This window comes from Acidaminococcus sp. HCP3S3_G9_1 (assembly GCF_052122455.1).
Lineage (GTDB): Bacteria > Bacillota > Negativicutes > Acidaminococcales > Acidaminococcaceae > Acidaminococcus.
The window spans coordinates 1-24,168 of the sequence record NZ_JBQKCH010000013.1; the positions used below are offsets into that span (position 1 = coordinate 1).

The following is a 24,168-nucleotide window of genomic DNA, read 5'->3' on the forward strand; positions in this document are numbered from 1 at the left end:
TTTTTAAGCCCACAAAAGGGGGCTTGGGTAAGTGCACCCTTTTGCAAAGATCCATAGCAACTGAAATTTATTTTAAAATTGGCTTGACTTTATATAGTTGGTCTACGGCGTTTGGTGTCATATGTTCAAGCCGATGGTCACAGAAACGGAATCTTCGATAACTTCGTTTCTGTGAATTTCCGTTGGTCCTCTGACCTCAACGTGGTAGGGGCTGCCCGCAGGGAAGCCCATCCCGGCCTCCGGTTTTTTTTATGTTCAAAGGTAGATGCGTGAGCATCTGGCATCCGAAACGACTCACGATGAACGACCAACGATGCACCAAAAGGCCGCCGGATTTTCCGGCGGCCTTATCATTGGGAAGGAAAACGCCCTGGGCGTTTTCCAACCTAAAGAATTCCATGCAACTTTCCCAACTTCTGGATCTGGTCCAGAGAGTAATGGGTGATCCGGGAAATGGTCTCCATGGGGATCTTTTCTTTCAGCATGGCAACAATGTTGGATTCCCGTTCTTCCTGACGGCCTTTCTGTATGCCTTGCTGCATACCTTGCCGCATACCTTGCCGCATGCCTTCTTCAGCTGCTTCTTTCTGGCGTCTTCTGATTTCATCACTTAAAATCATATATTCTCGCCTCACTTTATCCATACTCTTTACCAGATGGACTTCCTGATCCAGGCTTTCCACGAATTTCCCTTTTGCCGCTTTTCCATCCACGTACCGGAGAAAAGCGGCAATCTCAGGATCAGCCGCATTTTCGCTGCCTTTACTGTTCAGGAACATCCTGGTTTCCTCATCTTTTAATTTTACCCTGTTATCTTCCTGACAGCAATGGGTAAATGTGTAAATTGGCAGATTTCGATGGAACGGGTCGAACGTGCAGATAAAGATTACGTAGGACGGGTTCAGTTCTTCATAGGGTTTGCCTTTATCCAGCAGTTCCCCATCAATCAGACTCTGGTAGAAACGGCTGCGTTTGGCCAGGTCATTTCTGGGGGAGTTGGTGCACTGCATCTCGATGTCGTACACGCGGCCTTCTTCGTCTTCCACATATACATCAAGACGGATGCTTTTGCCGTCCAGCCGGAGGTTGACGGTCTTTTCGAAGGCCTGGTAATGCAGGGAGTGGACTTTGATTCCCACAATCTTTTCGATGAGGTGGGTACAAAGCTGTTCATTGCGCATCACATGCTGGAAGAGAAAGTTGTCACGGATGGTGAGTTCGTCAAAGGTTTTGATCCTTTCCATTAATCTGCCTCCTTATAAAATTGGTATAGGAATACCCTTCGACATCCAACAGAAAGTTCCTTCCCGAGTGGAAAAATCGGGGTATTAACGGCAAGAATCTGCAGGGAATGAATTTGGAGGGCGGGAAAAGGGAGCAGAGGAAGGGGAAAAGCGGCAGGGCCGTTTTTCTGTCTCACGCAGACAGAGACCATCTGCCGGGGGCAGATGGTCATGAGCTGACAGTCACTAGTCACTAGTCTCTAGCGGCAGGAGGGAACCCGCCGGGTGGGTTCCTGGGAACGTATAAAAAGCGCAGGCCGGGATGGGCGTGCCTGCGGCTCGCCCCTACGCCGTTGGGGTCGGATGTTGGTAACAACGGTCAGAGGAACGGATTTTTTGACAACCCCGTTTCTCTGATTTTCTGTTGCATCTCCGATCCCAACGTGGTAGGGGCTGCCCGCAGGGAAGCCCATCCCGGCCGCCGGGTTTCATGTTCAAAGGCAGATGCGTGAGCATCTGGCATCCGAAACGACCAACGATACACCAAAAGACCGCCGGATTTTTCGGCGGCCTTATCATTGGGAAGGAAAACGCCCGGGGCGTTTTCCAACCTACAGCAATCCATGCAATTTTCCAAGTTTTTGGATCTGGTCCAGAGAGTAATGGGTGATCCGGGAAATGGTCTCCATGGGGATCTTTTCTTTCAGCATGGCAATAATGTTGGATTCCCGTTCTTCCTGACGGCCTTCGAAACGGCCTTTTTCAAGACCTTTTGCCAGGCCTTGTTCCATACCTTGTTCCATACCCTTTTCCAGGTTCTTTCTTGCAATGGCGTGTCCGATACCGCACATGGTTTCCGCCTCCTTTTTCATTTCAACGGTCATGGGGATGTGGTATTTTAGCTAAAGAATATGATTTCTATATTGTTAATTTTATCATATTTGATGGGGATGGACGAGAAATGAAAAGCGGCAGGGCCGTTTTTCTGTCTCACGCAGACAGAGACCATCTGCCGGGGGCAGATGGTCATGAGCTGACAGTCACTAGTCACTAGTCTCTAGCGGCAGGAGGGAACCCGCCGGGTGGGTTCCTGGGAACGTATAAAAAGCGCAGGCCGGGATGGGCGTGCCTGCGGCTCGCCCCTACGGCGTTGGGGTCGGATGTTGGATACAACGGTCACAGGAACGGATTTTTTGAAGACCCCGTTTCTCTGATTTTCTGTTCCATCTCTGACCCCAACGTGTAGGGGCTGCCTGCAGGGAAGCCCATCCCGGCCGCCGGTTTTTCATGTTCAAAGGCAGATGCGTGAGCATCTGGCATCCGAAACGACTCACGACGAACGACCAACGATGAACCCAAAAGGCCGCCGAATTGTCCGGCGGCCTTTTCCAAAGTACAAAAATGCGTTATAATAGCCACATGCTTACAATTTACCGCAATAAAGTTTTATTTATGGTATGAGAAATGAGGGGGATTATGGGCAGTATTGTTTCTTTGACGGTGCTTTTTTGCATTTATGCGGTCAGTGAACTGATCGCCATGAAAACCCGGGCGATCCTTTCCACGGTGCTGGGGATTTCGGTGATCCTGCTGGCGGGGTTCTGGTCGGGGATCCTGCCCCAGACCATCATCAAGGATGCCCAGGTTTCTGGCATCGGCATGGGGGTGGTGGGGATGCTGATCGTCTCCATGGGGACCACCATCGACTTTGCGGAACTGAAGCAGGAATGGAAGGTGGTGGTCACTTCCGTGCTCTGTGTGGTGTTTGCAGTAGCGGCCATTATCCTTTTGGGCGGGTTTGTGATGGATCCCAAGATCGCCATTGCCGGTTCTCCCATTTTTGCCGGAGGCAATGCGGCCACCCTGATTATGCTGGCAGCGGCCAAGGAGAAGGGGTTGGCCTATGTGGGGACCTTCTGTCTGGTGCTCCTGGTGACCCAAAAGTTCTTCGGGATCCCCATTGCTTCAGTGGCCCTCCGGCGCCTGGCCCGGCAGCTGCGGGAAGATGAGGCTTTCGTCCGCCGGCACTGTGAGGAGGCGGAAGCAGCAGCCCAGGCGGCCCAAAAGAAGCCTCTGGCCCTGCCTTCGGTGCTGGACAAGCCTTCGGTGTACCTGGCCAAACTGGGTCTGGTGGCCACCCTGTCCTTCTATGCAGCGAAGCTCACCGGGGGCCATGTCCATTATCTGGTCATGTGCCTGATCCTGGGAACGGTGTTCTTTGCCCTGGGGTTCCTGGACAAGGGAATCCTGGGCAAGACCCAGTCCAGCGGCCTGATCATCTTTTTTGTGACCATCGTGATCTTTTCCAACCTGGGGGCCACCACGCCCCAGCAGGTGCTGTCGGTGCTGCCTCCTCTTTTGTGGTCGGCGGTGCTGGGGGTGGCCGGTCTGTGTGTGGCGGCGGCTCTGTGCAGCCGTCTGTTCCGGATGCCCTTTACCCTGGCGGTGTCCCTGGGGATCACCTGCACCTTCGGGTTCCCCACCACCATGCTGATTTCCCAGGAAGTGTCCACGGCCATGGGGGAAACGGAAGAACAGCGGAAGGCTCTCCTGAACTTCCTGCTGCCCAAGATGCTGGTGGCTGGATTCGTGACGGTGACCATCACTTCCGTGGTGCTGGCAGGCTTTGTGGTGAATATTCTGTAGAAGGAGTGTAGGGATATGGATGGACTGGATCTGCAATTGAAGGAATATATTGAGGGAAAGCGGCTGGAGATGCTGAACCTGTGGGCGAAATTCGTCAACACGGAAAGCGGCCCCAAACAGCTGGACGGGGTGAACCAGGTGGGGGATATCCTCCAGGGGGAACTGGAACAGGCAGGGGCCTTTGTGCGCCGGGTGAAGGTGGAACAGGCCGGGGACCTGATCGTAGGGGACTGGAATCCGGGTTCCCCGGAACCGCCGGTGGTGTTCATGGGCCATATGGATACGGTGTTCCCGGCCGGAGCAGCGGCAAAAAATCCCTTCCGGGTGGATGAAGAGGGCAATGCCCACGGACCCGGGGTGCTGGATATGAAGGCGGGGCTGGTGATCGGCCTTTATGCCCTGAAGGCTCTCCAGTCCATTGGCTGGAACAAAAGACCCATCCGGTTCCTGGGGATCCCGGACGAAGAGACCCTTCACATGTTCTCCAATGCCAAGACTCTGATTGCCCGGGAAGCGGCTGGAGCGGCGGCTGCCCTGAATTTTGAACCGGGGCCGGTGGAGGACAGCCTGGTGATCGGCCGGTACGGGGGCGGGCCTGTATCCATTACGGTCCACGGGGTGGCGGCTCATTCAGGCAGTGCCCCGGAAAAGGGACGGTCGGCTGTGCTGGAAGCGGCTCACAAGATTGTGAAACTGGAGGCTGCCAATGACATTCCCCGGGGGAAACTGATCAACTGCGGAGCTGTGGAAGGAGGCATCGGGGAAAACACCATCCCGGACTACTGCAAAATCCGCATCGGCATCCGGTACCGGAACCAGGCCATCGGGGACGAAATCTTTGCTCTGCTCCGGCAGGTGACGGAGGAGTGCACGGTGGAAGGGACCAGTGCGGAACTGGACACCAGCCGGGTAATGGCCTGCATGGAGACCACTGACGGGGTCCTGAAGCTGTACGACCATGTGGCAAAGACCGGAGAGGCCCTGGGCCTGGGGAAACCCCGGGGCATCCAGGTGGGCGGCCTGTCCGATGCGGGAATCACCGTGGGCCTGGGAATCCCCACCCTTTGCGGCATGGGGGTGCGGGGCGCCGGGTCCCATACAGATCAGGAATATGCCCAGGTGGAATCCCTGTATGAACGGTGCCTTCTGGCAGCGGCGGCAGTGCGGCGCCTGTGAGGCGGCCATGGACAGGAGAGTCATTGCCAATGTGATCCTGGGGTTCGGCTGCATCGCCCTGGTGCAGCAGGAATTTTTCCTGGGAGCCGGGCTCATCGCCCTGAGCTGTGTGGTAAGGAAGCAGTAGGGCCGGGTCTGATGTCTCACCCCGGGATGTTGACCGGTCGTGGTATAATACGAATGTATCATAAAATATTACATTTCAAAGGAGACGTATGAAATGAAAGTTTTGCTCTTTAATGGCAGCCGTCGGGAAAAGGGCTGCACCTACACGGCCCTTTCTCTTGTTGCCAAGGAACTGGAAAAGGCCGGGATCGATACGGAAATCATCTATGTGGGTCTGAATGCAGTGAACGGGAAACTGGACGACCTGGTGAAGGAAGCCGCGGCCAAGGCCAAAGAGGCAGATGGCTTCGTATTCGGTTCCCCTGTGTACTATGCTTCTCCCACCGGGGAAATCCAGGTGTTCCTGGACCGGTTTGCCGGGGTGGCCGGAGCTGACCTGCGGCACAAACCGGCTGCGGCCATTGCCTCTGCCCGGAGAGCCGGCACCAGCACCACCCTGGATGTGCTGAACAAGTACCTGATGTACAACGAAATGCCGGTGGTGTCTTCCAACTACTGGAACATGGTCCACGGGAACACGCCGGAAGAAGTGCTTCAGGACAAAGAAGGGGTCCAGATCATGGAAACCCTGGGCAAGAACATGGCCTGGCTGCTGAAGTGCCTGGAAGCAGGGAAAAAAGCAGGAGTGGAAGAACCGGCCAAACCGGCGAAAGTGATGACGAATTTTATCAGGTAAGAAAAAATGAGGCCACTGTACGTTCTGTACAGTGGCCTCATTTTTTGTCAGCGGTCAATGGTCAATTGTCAATGGCCGAAGGAAGAAACCCGCGGTTGGCGGGTTTCTTTGACAAGAGACGCAGCCTTTGGCTGCTAACCCACCACCAGCCTGGCGGCTGGTCCCCCGCCCTTGAAAAGGGCGGATATAGAGAGACGGGTTGGTGTCCTATTGCCTTGTGATACCCGGGCTGTGCCCGGTATCACTATCCGCCCTTTACAAGGGCGGGGGTATCCATGCGCAGCATGGGTGGTGGGTTAGCCGCGGCAGCGGCGTTTTCCTTCAAAAAAATTGCCTGCAATTTTTTCTTTCGGTGGCTGACCGTTGACCGCTGACTGCTGACAGGGGCTGCTTCGGCAGCCCCTATCTTTTACTGGAAAAAACCAGCCCGCTCAGGGTCAGCAGGGTCCCTGCCACTGCCAGAGGGGTGATGGTTTCGTGGAGAATCAGAGCGGAGAGGATTACGGTGACTACCGGGGCCAGGTAGATGAATACGCTGGTCTTTACGGCTCCCAAAAGCTTCACTGCTCCGTTCCAGGTAACGAAGCAGATGGCGGAGGCTCCCAGTCCCAGAAACAGCAGGTTCCCCAGCCACACCGGATTGCAAAGGCGTTCCAGGTCCAGCCGGAAGGGAAGAACCCCCAGGGCGGGGATCATGAACAGGATCCCGTAGGCGAACACCCGCCGGGTGGTCAGGATGGTGTTCCATCCCCAGCTGCTGATTTTTTTCACCAGATTGGAGTAAAAGGACCAGACCACTGCTGCCAAAACCGACAGGAAATTTCCCACCGGGCTGAAATGGAGGCTGGTGCCGTTGAAACTGATCAGGCAGATCCCGGCCATGGACACCAGGAATCCGATGAAGAAGTTCCGGCGGATGGGCTCCCGCTGCTTCATGAACAGGTGGTTCACCAGGGCGGTGAAAAAAGGGGCCACGCAGATGATCACCCCCACATTGGAGGCCATGGTATAGGTAAGGGCGATGTTTTCCAGCAAATAATAGAGGCAGATGCCGCAGAGCCCGGCGGCGGCCAGGGTCTTTTCCTGGTCGAAGGTCCGTTTGGGCAGCTTGTGGGGACACAGCACAAAAAGGAACACCAGCCCCAGCACAAACCGGAAGAACAAAATCTCCAGGGGAGTGAAGCCGGTAAGCAGGACTTTGGTGGATACGAAAGTGGTGCCCCAGATGATGACGGTGAACAGGGCCAGGAGACGGCCCCGGGTTTCTGTATTCTGCAAGGTGATGACTCCTTTAAGGTTGTTTAGGTTGATTGACTGGCTGTTTCCTATTATACAGGAGAACCGTCCGGCTGTCTCAAAAAATTCAGTATTTTTCCCAAAAAACGGGAATCAGAAAAAAATATAAAAAAAGTTGCAAAAAGTGCTTGACGATTTCCCTTCTATGCCGTATAATCATTCTTGTGTTCGGGGCGTAGCGCAGTTTGGTAGCGCGCTTCCTTGGGGTGGAAGAGGTCGTGAGTTCGAATCTCGCCGCTCCGACCATTTAATTGAACGGAACGCCACAAAGGTCAGCTTTGTGGCGTTTTTTCATATGCAAAAGAACCGGGACGGTCCGTGACCGGTCCCGGCTGCCCATGGTATAATGTACAATGGAAGAATCTGGACCATCTGTAATTGAGGATTGGAGGAATACCTTGCATGTCTGAGCTGCAGGAGAAGATTGCCAAACGAAGAACCTTTGCCATTATTTCTCACCCGGATGCCGGGAAGACCACACTGACGGAAAAACTGCTGCTGTACGGAGGGGCCATCCATCTGGCCGGTTCCGTCAAATCCCGGAAGGCCAACAAGCATGCGGTGTCCGACTGGATGGAAATCGAAAAGCAGAGAGGGATTTCCGTAACCTCTTCGGTACTCCAGTTCGATTATGACGGGTACCGGGTGAATATCCTGGATACCCCCGGGCACCAGGACTTTTCGGAAGATACCTACCGGACCCTGATCGCCGCTGACAGCGCGGTGATGCTCATCGACGCGGCCAAAGGGGTGGAACCCCAGACCAAGAAGCTGTTCTGGGTGTGCCACCGGCGGAAGCTGCCCATCTTCACCTTTGTGAACAAACTGGACCGGTACGGCCGGGCCCCCATGGACCTGATGGACGAAATCGAAAAGGTGCTCCACATCAACGCCTATCCCATCAACTGGCCTATCGGCACCGACGGCCATTACATCGGGGTATACGACCGGCTGAAGAAGCAGGTGGAACTGTTCGACAACGACAGCAGCCACGGATCCAAGATCCTGAAGAGCACAACCGGCAGCCTGGATGATCCTGCCATCAAGGAAGCCATCGGGGAAGCCAATCTCCAGAATCTGATGGATGATATCGAACTGCTGGATATGGCCGGGGATGAATTCGATCTGGCCAAAGTGGATGCCGGGGAACTGACGCCCATGTTCTTCGGGTCCGCCATGACCAACTTCGGGGTACGGAGCTTCCTGGAAAAATTCCTGGAACTGTCTCCGGAACCCCAGCCCCGGAAACTGAAGGACGGGGGCGTGGTGAATCCCACCGACGAGGACTTCACCGCTTTCATCTTCAAGATCCAGGCCAACATGAACCCGGCCCACCGGGACCGGATTTCCTTTATGCGGATCTGCTCCGGGGTGTTCGAAAAGGGCATGACCGTATGGCATGTCCAGGGACAGAAACCGGTGAAACTGGCCCAGCCCCAGCAGTTCATGGCCCAGGAACGGACCACTGTGGAAAAGGCCTACCCGGGGGATATCATCGGGGTGTTCGACCCGGGGATCTTCACCATCGGAGATACCCTGTGCAATGAGAAGCACCCGGTGCAGTTCGAGGATTTCCCCATTTTCCCGCCGGAAATCTTCGCCAAGGTCCAGCCCAAGGATTCCATGAAACGGAAGCAGTTTGAAAAGGGCATTGTCCAGCTGGCCCAGGAAGGGGCCATCCAGGTGTTCAAGCAGAAGGACATCGGGATGGAAAGTTTCGTGGTCGGCGTGGTGGGCGTGCTGCAGCTGGAAGTACTGGAATACCGGCTGCTGAACGAATACAATGCCAAGCTGCTGCTGGAACAGCTGCCTTATTCCGTGGCCCGGTGGGTCTATGCGGATGATCCGGAACTGATCCGGAACATCAAGGGCCTGGACAACGGGATGCTGGTGTACGACAAGCTGGGACGGCCGGTGGTGCTGGTATCCAATGAATGGAACCTGAACTGGATCCTGGAACGGAATCCGGGAATCAACTTCACCCAGGTCCCCAGCGAGGCACGGGCGATTTAAGGAGAAAAGGAAGGAACCTGCCTGAAGCAGGTTCCCGTAAAGGGAAACGCAGCCGGGGGCTGCTAACCCACCACCAGCCTGGGGGCTGGTCCCCCGCCCTTGAAAAGGGCGGATATAGAAAAGTGAAAGTAACGGCTGGTCCCCGCCCTTGAAAAGGGCGGATATAGAAGAGTGAAAGTAACAGATGGTCCCCCGCCCTTGAAAAGGGCGGATATAGAAGAGTGAAAGTAACGGCTGGCCCTTCGCCCTTGAAAAGGGCGGATATAGTGAGGTGGACTTATGGACAACAAGAAACCTGCTGTGGATATCCTGGGAGTGCCGGTGACTCCTTTTTCCATGGCGGAAGCAGTGGCGTGGCTTATGGAACGGGTGGACCGGGATCTGCCTACCCAGGTGGTCACCGCCAATGCGGAAATCATCATGATGGCCCAGCAGATGCCGGCCTACAAGGCCCTGCTGGACAAAACGGACCTGATCCTGGCGGACGGGGCCGGCACCGTGTGGGCCGGACGGACCCTGGGGAACCAGGTGCCGGAACGGGTGGCCGGTTTCGACCTGTTCCTGGAGCTTTTGAAGGACGGGGCCCGAAGAGGCACGAAATTCTTCCTGTTCGGGGCGGCTCCGGGAATTGCGGAAGCAGCGGCCGCCAAGGCGGCGGAAATCGCCCCGGGGGTGCAGATCGTGGGCACCCGGAACGGCTACTTCACCAAAGCCGATGAACCGGACATCATCCGGCAGATCAACGCAAGCGGAGCCCAGGTGCTGTTCGCGGCCCTGGGGGCTCCCAAGCAGGAATTCTGGCTGGAAGAACACCGGGATGCCCTGAAGCCTGCCCTGCGGGTGGGCCTGGGAGGCAGCTTCGACGTGCTGGCCGGGAAAATGGAACGGGCGCCCAAATGGATGCAGGAAGCTTCCCTGGAGTGGCTGTTCCGGCTGTACAAGCAGCCCAGCCGCCTGGGACGGATGATGGCCCTGCCGAAATTCGTGGTGAAGGTACTGGAAGCCAAACACGGCCGGAAATAACAGGGTCTGGACTCCACCGTTTTTTGCCGTACAGATTTGGACAAAGAAACTGAGATAAGGTATAATAAAACGATGGGTGGAGGTGAAGATGTGACCAAATACAAATACCATATAGTAAAGGAAGGCTATCCCTTTATCGGGACCATGCTGGCCGTGACCATCCTGGCCGGTTATGTGGCCGGTCCGGTTTTTGCAGTACCCCCGGCGGTCCTGATGATTTATTTTGGCTACTTCTTCCGGAACCGGGTGCTGGATGTGAAGCAGGATCCTGATATCCTGTATTCTCCGGCGGACGGTACGGTGATGGGGGTAGAGGAGTTTTTCGATAAAGAATATCTCAACGAACCGGCCAAGAAAGTGACCATTTTCCTGTCCGTGTTCAATGTGCATACCAACCGGGCTCCCATGACGGGGCTGGTGAAGTACATGCGCTACACCTGTGGGGGGTACGAACCGGCTTTCAAGGATTCGGCACCCATTGTGAACGAACGGATGGCCATCGGCCTGGACAACGGCACCAACCGGATCCTGGTGATCCAGATTGCCGGGATCCTGGCCCGGCGGATCGTTTCCTGGACCAGCCTGGGCAGCCGGCTGAAACAGGGTGACTGCTACGGCATGATCAAGTTCGGTTCCTGTACGGAACTGGTGGTTCCCCGCTCTGTGGAGATCCTGGTCCGGAAAGGGGACAAGGTGCAGGGCGGTATCAGTATCATCGGGAGGCAGAAAGCAGAATGAACTACAAACGCATGGTCCCCAACAGCATCAGCGGACTGAGCCAGATGCTGGGACTGATTTCCATTTATCTGTCCATGGAAAAGGATTTTTCCCTGGCAGCCATCTTCATTATCCTGGCCATCCTGGCCGATTCCTGTGACGGCCGTGCCGCCCGGGCTCTGGGGGTCAGCGGACCTTTCGGGGTGGAGATGGATTCTCTCTGTGACGTGTGTTCCTTCGGCATGGCACCTTCGGTGCTGATCTATACCTATTCCCTCCATGAACTGGGAGTGGCGGGGATGATCATCTCCGGTCTTTTTGCCTTCGGGGCGGCCATGCGGCTGGCCCGGTTCAACGTGAATGTCAGCGATATCCACGGATACTTCCAGGGGATGCCGGCGCCGGCGGGAGCCTGCGTCATCGTCACCTTCGTGCTGGGAGGCATGCAGATCGGCCCGGTGCTCACCTCCCTCCTGACGGTGGCTGTGGCCTGCCTGATGTACAGTGATGTAAAGTATCCGGATTTCAAGGGCCATGGGAATCCCCTGTTCCGGGTGCCGGTGATCATTTCTTTCATCCTGGGGGCTCTGGTATTGTACAGCGATCTGAAGGCCTGGCCTTTTGTGATCATGTTCACCTATACCCTGTGCGGGGTGCTCAATGCTGTGTATGTGAAAGTGACGGGGAAACAGGCCGTCTTTAAGTAAGAGGAGGAAACAAGAGGTTTTATGAGCACGTATTTTGACATCATCATGGTTCCCCTCCAAGTGCTGATCGTCTTTTTCACCATCTATTATTTTGTGATTTCCCTTTTTGGCATTTTGCCCCGGAAAAAAGAAAAGAAGATCCTGACGCCCAAGACTACCTTTGCCGTGATCGTGGCCGCCCACAACGAAGAAAAAGTCATCGGGGAGCTGGTGGAGAACCTCCATATGCTCCGGTATCCCGACGAACTGTATGACATTTTCGTCATCGCCGACAACTGTAAGGACCATACGGCGGATGTGGCCCGGAAAGCCGGGGCCATTGTGTACGAACGGTTCAATCAGGAGGAAGTGGGGAAGGGGTTCGCCCTGGAATGGATGTTCCGGCAGCTGTTTGCCCTGGACAGACAGTATGATGCGGTGGCCATTTTCGACGCGGACAACCTGGTGCACCCGGACTTCCTGAAGGAAATGAACAACCGGTTCTGCAAAGGGGAACGGCTGATCCAGGGGTATCTGGACGTGAAGAACCCCAACGACAGCTGGGTCAGCGGCACCTTCGCCATCAACTTCTGGATCGTGAACCATGTATGGCACCTGGCCAAGTATACCATCGGGCTCTCCAGCGTGTTCGGGGGCACCGGCATGGTGATTGCCACGGAAGTGCTGAAAAAGTACGGGTGGAAAGCCACCTGCCTGACGGAAGACATGGAATTCACCATGAAGTGCCTGCTGGAAGGGATCCCCACCACCTGGTGCCAGGATGCCATCATCTACGACGAAAAGCCCCAGACCTTCAAGGCTTCCTGGAACCAGCGGAAGCGGTGGGCCCAGGGCCAGTTCGATGTGGCAGGCCGGTACATGGGGAAGCTGCTGAAGGAAGGGATCCGGAAGCGGGACATTGTGATCCTGGATGGGGTCATCGATGTGTTCCAGCCCTATTTCATGCTGATCTCCACCTTCTTCGTGCTCTGCAGCACCATCTACAACTTTGTGCCTTTTTACACCAATGTGCTCTATGCCCTGCTGCCTTACCATGTGTGGCAGGTGATCGGGGTGGCCCAGTACGTGATCCCGGCCATTATCCTGTTCAAGATCAACGCGGCCCCCAAGTCCTGGTTCTACACCCTGTTCTATCCGCTGCTGCTCTACAGCTGGGTGCCCATCACCATTTTGGGCTTCCTGCACCGGCACGAACACGTGTGGAGCCACACCATCCACACCCGGAGCATCAGCTTCAACGATGTGCTGGTGCCGGAAAGTGCGGAAACCGGACCGAAGCAGATCGTACTGCCGAAAGAGAAAAGATAAGGGCTGCAAAGCAGCCTGCGATTGGGGGCTGTTGCTCATGCAACAGCCCTTTTTCTGTTTCATCCTTGACAAAATCCCTGCATATTGCTATAGTATGGGTATCAACAGAATAGTTCCGGTAGGCAAGGCTCCTACAGGGATACGGACTGCTGCCGCAACAGGATGGAGACATCCCGCGTAGGTCTGAACAGGCTGCGTCAAACAAGAAGGCGCCGCATAATGCAGTTACACCGCCCTGTAGAGTTGAAGCTCGTACGGTGGCGGTGAAAGCGGCTGGCAGCTGTTTCCACTGAAGTGTGTTTTGCATTTGTGCCGTTCGGGTTTCCCCCGGACGGCTTTTCTGTTATGTGAATCTGAGTCCTGGAAAGGTGGTGGCAAAGCATGGACGGTGCTGGTGGAGGCAGTCATCCTCACGGTTTGGGCAGCGGAATTTTCACAGACTGGCAGTGCCGGTCCGGTTTTGCTGCGCGTTTCTGAGCTGACGGCCTCTTAAAGAGGGGAAACGGTCCCCGGATTTCTTTAGGAGGAGAACATGAAAAAAGAAAATATGGACAAAAAATTCCAGCTGGCGGCCCATGAAGCCCAGGCAAAGCTCCTGGAGGCAGCTGCCCTGGAAACCAACGATGTGATGGCCCGGTACGGTACCGGGGCTTCCGGCCTGACGGAAGAACAGGCAGAGGCTTCCCGGGACAGATACGGAGCCAACAAGGTGACCCGGGAAAAGAAGAAGAGCGTGGCCGCCCGTCTGGTGGAAGCTTTTGTGAATCCCTTTACGGTGATCCTGTTTGTGCTGGCGGGGGTGTCCACGGTAACGGATATCATCCTGCCCCTGCGATCCGGGAACATGGATGATTTCAACCCGGTGACGGTATGCATCATCCTGACTTTGCTGCTGATCTCCGGGGTACTCCGGTTCGTCCAGGAAACCCGCAGCGGGGATGCGGCAGCGAAACTTTTGGAACTGATCACCACCACCTGCACGGTGATCCGGGACGGGGGCAAAAAGAAGGAATTTCCCCTCCAGGACGTGACGGTGGGAGACCTGGTGTGGCTGTCCACTGGTGATATGGTACCGGCGGATCTGCGGATCCTGGATGCCAAGGACCTGTTTGTGAGCCAGGCTTCCCTGACTGGGGAAAGCGCCCCTCAGGAGAAGGTCCCTTATAAAGTGGATGCCAGCGGGGACAAAGCGGTGACGGAACTGTCCAACCTGGCTTTTATGGGCACCAATGTGATTTCCGGTTCCGCCACCGGTCTGGTGCTGGGCATCGGGGACCACACCCTGTTCGGCAGCATGGCCAGCTCCATGGCCCAGGAGGCTCCGGAAACCAACTTCACCAAAGGAGTGAACTCGGTATCCTGGGTACTGATCCGGTTCATGATGGCTATGGTGCCCCTGGTATTTTTCATCAACGGATTTACCAAAGGGGACTGGGTGTCCGCCTTCCTGTTCGCCATTTCTGTGGCGGTGGGGCTGACGCCGGAAATGCTCCCCATGATCGTTACCACCTGCCTGGCCAAAGGGGCCGTTTCCATGTCGGAAAAAAAGACGGTGGTGAAGAGCCTGAACTCCATCCAGAGCTTTGGGGCCATGGATGTGCTGTGTACGGACAAGACCGGTACCCTGACCCAGGACAAGGTGGCTCTGGAATACCATCTGGATCCCAACGGTCAGTCCAGTCAGCGGGTGCTCCGGTATGCTTACCTGAACAGCTATTTCCAGACCGGGTACAAGAATTTTATGGATCGGGCCATTATTGAAAAAACGGAAGAAGAGGAAAAGGCAGACCCCAAGCTGGTGGATCTGTCGGAGAATTACCGGAAGGTGGACGAGGTGCCTTTTGACTTTGCCCGGCGGAGACTGTCCGTTGTGGTCATCGATCCCAAAAAACGGACCCAGATGATCACCAAAGGGGCGGTGGAAGAAATGCTGGCCATCTGCAGCCAGGTGGAACAGCCGGAAGGGACGGTGGAACTCACCGATGCCCTGCGGAGGAAAATCCGCCAGGTAGCGGACCGGCTGAATGAAGAGGGGATGCGGGTGATCGCCCTGGCCCGGAAAATCAATCCTTCTCCGGTAGGGGCTTTCGGGTCCAAGGATGAACGGGACATGGTGCTCATGGGGTACCTGGCCTTCCTGGATCCGCCCAAGGAAAGCGCCGGCCAGGCCATCCAGGCCCTAAAGGACCATGGGGTCACTACCAAGGTGCTTACCGGGGACAACGAAAAGACCACCCGGTGCATCTGCCGTCAGGTGGGGCTGCCGGTGGAACACATCCTTTTGGGCAGCGACCTGGAAAAAATGGATGACGGACAGTTGGCAGCAGAAGTGGAAGGGACCACAGTGTTCGCCAAGCTGTCTCCGGACCAGAAGGCCCGGGTGGTGGGCGCTCTCCAGGCCAAAGGCCATACGGTGGGGTTCATGGGAGACGGGATCAACGATGCCCCGGCTCTCAAGATGGCGGATATCGGGATTTCCGTGGACAGTGCCGTGGATATCGCCAAGGAAAGTGCGGATATCATCCTGCTGGAAAAGAGCCTGATGGTACTGGAAGAAGGAATCGTGGAAGGCCGGAAAACCTACGCCAACATGATCAAATACATCAAGATGACTGCCTCTTCCAACTTCGGGAACATGTTCTCGGTGCTGGCGGCCAGCGCTCTGCTGCCGTTTTTGCCCATGAGCAGTCTCCAGCTGCTGATCTTGAACCTGCTGTACGAAATTTCCTGCATTGCCATTCCCTGGGACAATGTGGACGAGGATTATCTGAAGGTGCCCCGGAACTGGGATGCTTCCAGCATCGGCAGCTTCATGCTGTGGCTGGGGCCCACCAGCTCGGTGTTCGACTGGATCACCTATCTGGTGCTGTATTTTGTGATCTGTCCTCAGATGCTTTCTGGCGGGGTCACCTACAACCACATTGCTGCCGATGCAGTGGTGGGGCAGGGAGTCTTTGCCGGCATGAACCTGCGGGATGCTTATGAGGCCCTGTTCCAGGCCGGGTGGTTCGTGGAATCCATGTGGACCCAGACGCTGGTGATCCACATGCTCCGGACGCCCAAACTGCCTTTTGTTCAGAGCCATGCGTCGGCGCTTCTGACTGCCATGACCGGCAGCGGCATTGCCCTGTGCACCCTGCTGCCCTTTACCGGGGCCCTGGGAAGGGATCTGGGATTCCTGCCCCTGCCAGGGATGTATTTCGGGTTCCTGGCGCTGGTAGTGGCCGGATATATGCTGCTGACTACCAGCATCAAGAAGGCCTACATCCGGCATTACGGGAGTTTGCTGTAACAGGGAAAAGTGAAGAGTGAAGAGCAGGATCGGCGTGGGAGCGGCGAATCCATTGAGATTCCGTTGAAGGGAAACGCTGCCCTGCGGCAGCTAACCCACCACCAGCCTTGCGGCTGGTCCCCCGCCCTTGAAAAGGGCGGATATACGCTCGGGCTGGTGCCCATTGTTTTTTGTGGGTACAAGGGCGTAAGGCCCGCGTATCCACTATCCGCCCTTTGCAAGGGCGGGGGACCGTTGCGCCTGCGCAATGGTGGTGGGTTAGCAGCGCCAGCTGCGTTTCCCTTCAGGGAACCCGCTGAGAGCGGGTTCCTTCCAAAACGACGAACAATGAACGACCAACGATAAACGACTTATGAAAGGAGCGATTGCCATGATGAATCTGATGAACGTGGAACCGGTATTCTGGATCGGAATGGGAGCCGTGGCGGCGGTAATCTGCCTGATGCAGGCAGTCTGCTGGACCCGGGAACCGAAGATGCGGAAGAATGGATGAAAGGGGGGCTGCTGCGCATGCAACAGCCCCTCCTTTTTACGTTAACTCCCATTCCCTCCTGCTCCTTGTTATGCTACAATAAACCGGTATGCAGGTCAGCTGACTTGACAATATAACGGGGAGAGAGAACAAGATGGAGTATACGGAATCAGAGAATCTGGAGACGGCAGAGGAGGAGAACGGGACCCTGGAAGTCCGCCGGCTTACTTTTACAGAAGCGGTGATGCTGGTGGTGGGGGCCACCATCGGATCCGGGGTGCTGGGCCTGGCCTATGCCAGCCGGAAGGCAGGGTGGCCGGTGCTGCTCACCTGGCTTCTGGCAGCCGGGTTCCTTTCGGTGGCGTCCATGCTCTATGTGGCGGAAACAGCCCTGCGCACCCGGCGGCCTTTGCAGCTGTCCGGACTGGCGGAAAAATATGTGGGGAAGGCCGGATCCTGGCTGATCTTCTTTTCTGTGGGAGCTACCAGTTTCTGCAGCCTGATCGCCTATATCACCGGCTGCGGAAAGATTTTCAGCACCTTCCTGGGCCTGCCCCTGGAAGAAGCCAGCCTGCTGTTTTCCATCGGGGCAACTGCCGTGGTCTGGCTGGGCCTGAAAGTTACCGGGGCGGCGGAAAAGTTCCTGGGGCTGGGGATGATCCTGATGCTGGTTCTCCTGGTGGGGGCGTCCTTCCTCCGGGCCCGGGTGCCTCTGGATGAAATCCTCTATGCCCACTGGACCTGGGGTATCCCGGTGTTCAATATTGCCGTATTCTGCTATGCGGTCCAGTACATTGTGCCGGAACTGGCCCGGGGCTTCCGGGACCGTCCGGAAAAGCTGGTGCCGGCCATCCTGGGAGGCACGGGGATCTCTTTCCTGATCCTGTCCCTGGTGCCCCTGGCGGTGTTTTTGATGCTGCCAGGGAAGGAAATCACGGAAGTGGCGTCTCTTTCCTGGGGCAGGGCCCTGGAGAATCCGCTTTTCTATTTGTTGGTGAATTTCTTTGCCTTCTGTGCCATGCTTACTTCCTTCTGGGCCATTGCTGAAAGCTTCCTTACCAACTGCATCGAGCGGCTGGGGTTCCGGTCGGAACGGGATATCCGGAGCCGGGCCCTGTGTCTGGCCTTTATTGTGATTCCGCCCATTTTCCTGGCCAGCAGCGGTTTGGTGGGCTTTGTCAGCGCCATTTTCAGCGCCGGCACCTTCGGGGGCATCATCATGTCCGTGCTGCCGGTGTTCATGCTCCGGAGCGCCCGGAAAAAAGGAGACCAGGAACCCTGCTGGCAGTGCGGCTGGCTGGCCGCCCGACCCATCCAGGAACTGGTCCTTGTGGTGTTCCTGGCCTCCGGCGTTTACGCCCTGCTGAGCATGGCAGGGATGCTGCCCAAGGGGTGGTGAAAAACGGGGGTGTGTGAAAAAAATTCACACACCCCCGTTCGCGGGCCGCGACCCAAAAAAGGACTGTTGCTTACGCAACAGTCCTTTTTTCATTCAATTCCTGTTTTTTTCTCCCACCAGTTCTCCCACGCTGTCTTCCTGCTGCCCTTCCTCGTCTTTTCCTACACAGTAGGAGGCGAAAAGGGAGCCGGACACGTTGTGCCATACGGAGAAAATGGCACCGGCGATGCCGCCGGCGGCGGTAAAGTACATCAGAGCCAGGGTGGAGGCCAGGCCGGAATTCTGCATGCCCACTTCAATGGTCATGGCCCGGCACTGGGCTTTGTCCAGCCCGAACCGGCGGGCGAAGAATCCGCCCAGCACCATGCCGCACAGATTGTGGAGCATTACCACACAGAGGATCACCAGTCCGTTGTCCACAATGGCCCGGCCGGACATGGACACCACGCAGCCTACGGTGAGGATCACCACCAGGGCAGACAGCATGGGCATCACCCGGATTATCCGGCTGACCTGCCGGGGGAAGAAATAATTCATCCCGATGCCCAGGACAAGGGGCAGCAGCACCATTTTCACAATGGAAACCATCATGGACACAAAGTTGATATCCACCCAGGTGCCTGCAATGAACCACACCAGAAAGGGGGTCACAAAGGGGGCCAGCAGGGTGTTCACCATGGTCATGGAAACCGACAGGGCCACATCTGCATGGGCAATGTAGGAAATCACATTGGAAGCGGTGCCTCCCGGGCAGCAGCCCACCAGCACTACCCCGATGGCGATGGCCTCAGGAAGGCGGAACAGGTGGATCAGCCCGAAAGCCACGGCGGGCATAATGGTGAATTGGAGCAGGGTCCCGATGGCCACGTTTTTTGGCTGGCGGAACACGTTGCGGAAGTCATCCGGGGTCAGGCTCATGCCCATGCCGAACATGATGATGCCCAGAAAGGTGGGAATCTGGGGGGCCAGAGGCTTCATGAGCCCTGGCTCCAGGATCCCCAAAAATCCGATGAGCACCACTCCCACGGACATGTACCGGGTGCAGAAACGTACGATTCCATCCACCATCCGGTCAGCCCTCCAGCACTACATTGTCGATGAGCCGGGTGGTCCCGAACTTCACCGCCACGGCCAGCAGCACACGGCTGGCAATGGGGCCGGAGACTTCCGTCAGTCCGGGCATGCCGTAGAGTTCCACATAGTCGATGTTGCTCATGGGTTCGGCCTTGATTTCAGCAGTTACCTGATCCACCAGCTTCCGGGGATCCCGCTCACCGGCAGCAAAGGCCTCTTTGGCGTGTTTCAGGCTCCGGGAAAGGACCAGCGCCGCCTTCCGTTCTTCCGGAGACAGGTACACGTTCCGGGAACTTTTGGCCAGTCCGTCAGATTCCCGAACAATAGGCATAATACGAAGTTCAACATTCATAAACAAGTCTTCCACCATCCGGCGGAGGACTTCCGTCTGCTGGGCGTCTTTCAGCCCGAAATAGGCCCGGTCGGCCTGAGAAAGATTAAACAGCTTGGTGCATACCGTTGCCACACCCCGGAAATGGATGGGGCGTGTGCGGCCGCAAAGAACCTTGGTGATATTGCCCGTCACTTCCACCCAGGTCATATCCTGGTGGGGATACATTTCAGCCGGCGAAGGAGCAAAGATGGCCGTGGCACCGGCGGCTTCCGCGACTTTTTCGTCTGCGGCCAGCTTCCGGGGATAGGCATCATAGTCTTCGTTGGGGCCGAACTGGGTGGGGTTTACAAAGTCGCTGACGATGACCACGTCATTTTCTTTGGCAGCGGCTTTGATCAGGGAGGCATGGCCTTCGTGGAGGGCACCCATGGTGGGCACCAGACCGATGGTTTTGCCTTCTTTTTTCACAGTGCGGACAAAGTCCTTCAGATCTTTTACGGTACGGAACAGTTGCATAATGACAACACCTTTCGGTGAAAGTCCTGGAATATCCAGTACCCATAAGAGAGAGGGGCACCTTGCCGTCCCAGTCTTTCGATATGTTTTTGGTTCCGGTTCCGAATGGATCCTGACCATAGGGATCATGGCCTGCGCGCGGTCCAGTAACGGATAACCATATATTGGATGGAACCCTAAATTTATCTCCTGCCAGAAGCTCCATCATTCGGGTACCTATTATACTCGAAATAAAAGAATTGTCAAGACAATAAGAAAAAAGTTAACGAAAAGGGGGCTGCTGAGGCAGCAGCCCCGTCAACAGTCAGCTGTCAACGGCTGAAGGAAGGAATCTGCGGCTGCAGATTCCTTTGAAGGGAAACGCAGCTGGCGCTGCTAACCCACCACCCATGCTGCGCATGGATACCCCCGCCCTTGCAAAGGGCGGATATACGCTCGGGCTGGTGCCCATTGCTTTTTATAACATTAGAAAGCCGCACCTATGCATCCCAAACAAGGGGCCTTGCGCCCCGCGTTTCTATCCGCCCTTTTCAAGGGCGGGGGACCGTTGCGCATGCGCAATGGTGGTGGGTTAGCAGCCCTTGGGACTGCGTTTTCCTTCAGAACCATCTGCTCTTAGCAGATGGTTTCCATCGGCCGCTGACCATTGACCGTTGACTGCTGACAAGGGAGTGTGCCGCACGCAACGTGCAGCATACTCCCTTTGTATACATAATAATCCTACAAATTCAGTAAACATCGTAACAATTTTCTCGTTTTCGAGATAATTATTTGTGAACTATTTGTGAACCGATTTACACAAACCGTATTTTGCGTATAATCGTAATTGTTCGAAGTAATACGAACAGTATTTCAAAAACAAGCTATAACGATTGCAAAATAAAATGAAAGCAGGGATGGCTATGATGATCAAACTCGAGCACGTCAACAAATACTTTGGCACCAACCATGTATTGAAGGACGTCAACCTGGAAGTGAAAGAAGGGGAAAAACTGGTAATCATCGGGCCATCTGGTTCAGGAAAATCCACCACAGTTCGGTGCATGAACTTCCTGGAGGAAACTACCGACGGGCATGTGTACATCAATGGTACAGAACTCACCCACAAGAACCGGACCCAGATCATCCGGGACAACATGTCCATGGTATTCCAGCAGTTCAACCTGTACCCGCACATGACGGTACTCCAGAATCTGACCCTGGCCCCCATGAAGCTCCGGCACAAGAGCAAAGAGGATGCGGAAAAAACCGCTTACCATTATCTGGAAGTGGTGGGGCTCCGGCACAAAGCCAATGTGTATCCCACCACCTTATCCGGCGGGCAGCAGCAGCGGATCGCCATTGCCCGGGCCCTGTGCGACGAAAGCAAGATCATCCTGTTCGATGAACCCACTTCGGCCCTGGATCCGGAAACCATCCAGGAAGTGCTGGACGTGATGATCAAGCTGGCCAAGGAAGGGAACATCACCATGGTGGTGGTGACCCACGAAATGGGCTTTGCCCGGCAGGTGGCCGACCGGATCATTTTCATGGAAGACGGCCGGATCATCGACGAAGGCACACCGGACCACTTCTTCGTGAACCCCACCAATGAACGGGTGAAGAAGTTCTTAAGCAAGATTATCCGCTGATTACCACCCGGCGATAATCATAGAGCAGCAAGGAAGCATTTGAAGGAGGTTTTATCATGAAAAGTTTGGGCAAGCTGAGAAAGATCTTTGCAGTAGGGGTCACCGTACTTATGGCCGTATCGCTGTTTGCAGGGTGCGGGGACGAGAAGAAAAGCGCTGACAGTGGTAAATCCTCCAATGTGGCGGAAGACATCGCCGCCATCAAGAAACGCGGGGTCCTGCGGGTAGGCGTCAAGAACGTCACCAAGGGCTTCGGGTATCAGGATCCGGCCACCGGGAAATTCACCGGGCTGGAAGTTGACCTGAGTGCAGAACTGGCCAAGAAACTGGGAGTGGATGTGGAATACACGCCGGTAACGGCAGCCACCCGTACCGCTCTTCTGGATTCCGGAGACATCGATATGGTTGCCGCAACCTTCACCATCACTCCGGAACGGAAAAAGAGCTGGGATTTCACCACTCCCTACTATACAGACCATGTTGGGGTGCTGGTGGAAAAAGCCAGCAACATCAACAGCCTGGCTGACCTGAAAGGGAAAGTGGTAGGGGTATCCTCCGGATCCACCTCCGCCAGAGCCCTGGTGGAAGCCATGATCAAGGCCAAAGTCATCGACGGGGACGGCTTCGATCCCAAGAGCTTCGATGCAGCCACCTGGAACAAGGGGGTAAGCTTCAAACAATACGCCGATTATCCGGCCATTTCCACGGCCCTGACTTCCGGAGAAGTATCCGCCTTCTGCGTGGATAAATCCATCCTGGCCATCTACCACACCGACGACAGGACCTTCATCAAGGAAGAATTCGCGCCTCAGGAATACGGCCTGGCCACCAAGAAGGGCTCCGGCATGAGCAAGTTCTGTGAAGAAGCTGTCCAGGGCTGGCTGAAAGACGGCACCATCAAGAAACTGGAAGCCAAATACAACCTGGATAAATAACGTGAGAAAGTAAATGCAAGGTGGGAAGCGGCAATCCTCCAATTTCGCGGGATTGCCCTTCTCTTTCAACAGGAGGCAATGATTATGGGCGGTTTATTTTCAGAAAAAGCATGGGAAGTGGTCCTGACCCACAAGGCCAGCTTCCTCCAGGGACTGGGGGTGACGGTGGAAAGTGCCCTGGGGGGCATTGTAATCGCCACCGTACTGGGCATCCTGCTGGGGCTCATGGGCGTGAGCACCAGACGGCTTCCCAAAACCATCAACCGGATCTACGTGGAAGCCATCCAGAATACACCGCTCATCCTGCAGCTGTGTCTTCTCTATTATGCCTGCTCCTTCTCCGGACACAAGATCGGGGTGCTGGCAGCCGGGATCATCGCCCTGGGCATCTATCACGGCGCCTATATGGCAGAAGTGATCCGGGCGGGGATCGAATCCATCCCCAGAGGCCAGTTTGAGGCGGCGGACGCCCAGGGGTTCGATTACACCCAGAAAATGGCCTACATCATCCTGCCCCAGACGGTGAAGGTGATCCTGCCTCCTACGGTGAACCAGATCGGGAACCTGATCAAGAACACCGCAGTGCTGTACATCATCGGCGGGGCGGACCTGATTTCGTCCACCTACAACTTCGTCACCGGGGCCAACACCGGGGGTTCCTACGCACCGGCCTACATTGTGTGCGGGGTCCTGTTCTTCATCATCTGCTTCCCCCTGTCCACCCTGGCAGGCCGCTGGGAAGCCAAGCTGAAGGCCCAGGACGAAATGATGAATGCCTGAGGAGGAATGGAGTATGAGTACATTAGCCGGCAGCTTTGCCATCCTGAAAAATCCGGACATTATGTCCTTTATGCTGAAGGGAGCCTGCTTCACTCTGCTCCTGGCGGTGGTTTCCATTACCGCCAGCCTGGGGGTGTCTTCCGTCCTGGCCCTGGTGCGGAACTACTGCACCCGTCCGGCGGAAAGAGTCTTCCGCTGGGCTGCCACTGCCTACATCGAACTGTTCCGGAACACACCGCTTCTGTTCTGGATCTTCATCGGCACCGTATTCTTCCCCGCTCCCGGGGTGCGGCGGATCCTGGGGCTCAGTTCCGTGGAAACCAAGCTCCTGTTCAAGTGCACCATTGCCCTGACCATCTTTGAATCCGCCATCATTGCGGAAATCATCCGGGGCGGCCTGAACGCCATTTCCAAGGGGCAGTTCGAAGCGGGCTATGCCCAGGGCTTCAACATCGTCCAGGTGATGTGGTACATCATCCTGCCCCAGGCCTTCCGGAAGATCATCCCCACCCTGATGAGCCAGGTGATCACCATCACCAAGGATACCTCCTTTATGGCCAACGTGGCCACCATCGAACTGATGGCCCGGGTGAACAAGGTGCTGGGAGGGGCCGCCATGTACAACGGCACCGGCACCATCAACGTATCCGACGTGTTCGTGCTGTTCGGGTTTGCGGCCCTGGTGTATTTCGTCATCAACTACAGCCTGTCCTGTGCTGTCCGCCATATCCAGGCCAACCTGGAAAAGGCGGGGGAGTCAGAACCGGTGGCTGATGTGCCGGCCAATGTGGAAATGGCAAAATAAATCTTAAAAAACTGTTGAC

General features: G+C 55.9%; 21 protein-coding genes, 1 tRNA gene and 1 riboswitch. Of the genes, 17 read left to right on the top strand and 5 right to left on the bottom strand.

Annotation, left to right across the window (positions count from 1 at the left end; translation table 11 throughout):
- Positions 1-386 precede the first annotated feature (386 nt).
- Both ACTQY1_RS08520 and ACTQY1_RS08525 read right to left on the bottom strand, forming a co-directional pair.
- Positions 387-1,244: an Rpn family recombination-promoting nuclease/putative transposase gene (locus ACTQY1_RS08520; protein WP_154488752.1), complete on the bottom strand. Its 858-nt coding sequence runs from the start codon at positions 1,242-1,244 to the stop codon at positions 387-389.
- A gap of 590 nt (positions 1,245-1,834) precedes the next feature.
- Positions 1,835-2,074 carry a hypothetical protein gene (locus ACTQY1_RS08525; RefSeq protein ID WP_195839653.1) on the bottom strand — a complete coding sequence of 80 codons (240 nt, stop codon included), beginning with the start codon at positions 2,072-2,074 and terminating at the stop codon, positions 1,835-1,837.
- A gap of 625 nt (positions 2,075-2,699) precedes the next feature.
- Between ACTQY1_RS08525 and ACTQY1_RS08530 the strand changes: the two genes are divergently transcribed.
- The 4 genes from ACTQY1_RS08530 to ACTQY1_RS08545 all read left to right on the top strand — a co-directional run bounded on the left by ACTQY1_RS08530 (position 2,700) and on the right by ACTQY1_RS08545 (position 5,847).
- Complete coding sequence (locus tag ACTQY1_RS08530) at positions 2,700-3,869, top strand: hypothetical protein (RefSeq protein ID WP_154488603.1); 1,170 nt, start codon at positions 2,700-2,702, stop codon at positions 3,867-3,869.
- Between the two features lie 15 nt (positions 3,870-3,884).
- On the top strand, positions 3,885-5,045 hold the full coding sequence (locus ACTQY1_RS08535) for a M20/M25/M40 family metallo-hydrolase (protein ID WP_154488602.1): 1,161 nt from the start codon (positions 3,885-3,887) through the stop codon (positions 5,043-5,045).
- On the top strand, positions 5,002-5,172 hold the full coding sequence (locus ACTQY1_RS08540) for a hypothetical protein (protein WP_022487107.1): 171 nt from the start codon (positions 5,002-5,004) through the stop codon (positions 5,170-5,172). The genes ACTQY1_RS08535 and ACTQY1_RS08540 overlap by 44 nt, the downstream gene beginning before the upstream one ends.
- 93 nt (positions 5,173-5,265) lie before the next feature.
- Positions 5,266-5,847, top strand: a complete 582-nt coding sequence (locus tag ACTQY1_RS08545) for a flavodoxin family protein (RefSeq protein WP_022487106.1) — start codon at positions 5,266-5,268, stop codon at positions 5,845-5,847.
- Between the two features lie 402 nt (positions 5,848-6,249).
- On the opposite strand, the gene ACTQY1_RS08550 is transcribed toward ACTQY1_RS08545, so the two are convergent.
- Positions 6,250-7,125 (bottom strand): DMT family transporter, encoded by an 876-nt coding sequence (locus tag ACTQY1_RS08550; RefSeq protein ID WP_441374055.1) that lies wholly within the window; start codon positions 7,123-7,125, stop codon positions 6,250-6,252.
- A 187-nt stretch (positions 7,126-7,312) separates the two neighbouring features.
- Between ACTQY1_RS08550 and ACTQY1_RS08555 the strand changes: the two genes are divergently transcribed.
- From ACTQY1_RS08555 to ACTQY1_RS08595, 9 genes are all read left to right on the top strand, one after another.
- Positions 7,313-7,389: transfer RNA gene (locus ACTQY1_RS08555), tRNA-Pro, on the top strand.
- A gap of 156 nt (positions 7,390-7,545) precedes the next feature.
- Positions 7,546-9,156 (top strand): peptide chain release factor 3, encoded by a 1,611-nt coding sequence (locus tag ACTQY1_RS08560; protein WP_154488600.1) that lies wholly within the window; start codon positions 7,546-7,548, stop codon positions 9,154-9,156.
- A 279-nt stretch (positions 9,157-9,435) separates the two neighbouring features.
- On the top strand, positions 9,436-10,179 hold the full coding sequence (locus ACTQY1_RS08565; protein ID WP_154488599.1) for a WecB/TagA/CpsF family glycosyltransferase: 744 nt from the start codon (positions 9,436-9,438) through the stop codon (positions 10,177-10,179).
- A gap of 72 nt (positions 10,180-10,251) precedes the next feature.
- Positions 10,252-10,917, top strand: coding sequence for a phosphatidylserine decarboxylase (locus ACTQY1_RS08570; RefSeq protein ID WP_154488598.1), 666 nt, complete (start codon positions 10,252-10,254; stop codon positions 10,915-10,917).
- Positions 10,914-11,603, top strand: coding sequence for a CDP-diacylglycerol--serine O-phosphatidyltransferase (gene pssA, locus ACTQY1_RS08575; RefSeq protein ID WP_022487745.1), 690 nt, complete (start codon positions 10,914-10,916; stop codon positions 11,601-11,603). Before ACTQY1_RS08570 ends, pssA begins: the two co-directional genes overlap by 4 nt.
- Positions 11,604-11,624: 21 nt before the next feature.
- Positions 11,625-12,911: a glycosyltransferase family 2 protein gene (locus ACTQY1_RS08580; RefSeq protein ID WP_154488597.1), complete on the top strand. Its 1,287-nt coding sequence runs from the start codon at positions 11,625-11,627 to the stop codon at positions 12,909-12,911.
- 107 nt (positions 12,912-13,018) lie between these two features.
- Positions 13,019-13,180, top strand: a riboswitch (M-box (ykoK) riboswitch).
- Positions 13,181-13,443: 263 nt separating this feature from the next.
- Positions 13,444-16,203, top strand: a complete 2,760-nt coding sequence (gene mgtA, locus ACTQY1_RS08585; protein ID WP_441374056.1) for a magnesium-translocating P-type ATPase — start codon at positions 13,444-13,446, stop codon at positions 16,201-16,203.
- Positions 16,204-16,573: 370 nt separating this feature from the next.
- Complete coding sequence (locus tag ACTQY1_RS08590) at positions 16,574-16,696, top strand: hypothetical protein (RefSeq protein WP_022486633.1); 123 nt, start codon at positions 16,574-16,576, stop codon at positions 16,694-16,696.
- 133 nt (positions 16,697-16,829) lie between these two features.
- Positions 16,830-18,074, top strand: a complete 1,245-nt coding sequence (locus ACTQY1_RS08595) for an aromatic amino acid transport family protein (protein ID WP_154488593.1) — start codon at positions 16,830-16,832, stop codon at positions 18,072-18,074.
- A gap of 93 nt (positions 18,075-18,167) precedes the next feature.
- On the opposite strand, the gene ACTQY1_RS08600 is transcribed toward ACTQY1_RS08595, so the two are convergent.
- Both ACTQY1_RS08600 and panC read right to left on the bottom strand, forming a co-directional pair.
- The gene (locus ACTQY1_RS08600) at positions 18,168-19,142 is read right to left on the bottom strand and encodes a bile acid:sodium symporter family protein (protein ID WP_154488592.1); all 975 of its coding nucleotides are present in this window, start codon (positions 19,140-19,142) and stop codon (positions 18,168-18,170) included.
- A 4-nt stretch (positions 19,143-19,146) separates the two neighbouring features.
- Positions 19,147-19,998 (bottom strand): pantoate--beta-alanine ligase, encoded by an 852-nt coding sequence (gene panC / locus ACTQY1_RS08605; protein ID WP_154488591.1) that lies wholly within the window; start codon positions 19,996-19,998, stop codon positions 19,147-19,149.
- Positions 19,999-20,903: 905 nt separating this feature from the next.
- On the opposite strand from panC, the gene ACTQY1_RS08610 reads away from it, so the two are divergent.
- The 4 genes from ACTQY1_RS08610 (at position 20,904) to ACTQY1_RS08625 (ending at position 24,149) form a co-directional block, all read left to right on the top strand.
- A complete protein-coding gene (locus ACTQY1_RS08610; RefSeq protein ID WP_154488606.1) occupies positions 20,904-21,629 on the top strand; it encodes an amino acid ABC transporter ATP-binding protein in 726 nt (241 codons plus the stop codon).
- 56 nt (positions 21,630-21,685) lie between these two features.
- The gene (locus ACTQY1_RS08615; RefSeq protein ID WP_154488590.1) at positions 21,686-22,564 is read left to right on the top strand and encodes a transporter substrate-binding domain-containing protein; all 879 of its coding nucleotides are present in this window, start codon (positions 21,686-21,688) and stop codon (positions 22,562-22,564) included.
- Between the two features lie 84 nt (positions 22,565-22,648).
- Entirely contained in the window at positions 22,649-23,344 is a 696-nt protein-coding gene (locus ACTQY1_RS08620; RefSeq protein WP_022486639.1) for an amino acid ABC transporter permease, read from the top strand.
- A 13-nt stretch (positions 23,345-23,357) separates the two neighbouring features.
- Positions 23,358-24,149 (top strand): amino acid ABC transporter permease, encoded by a 792-nt coding sequence (locus ACTQY1_RS08625; RefSeq protein WP_441374057.1) that lies wholly within the window; start codon positions 23,358-23,360, stop codon positions 24,147-24,149.
- The last annotated feature ends 19 nt before the right edge of the window (positions 24,150-24,168 follow it).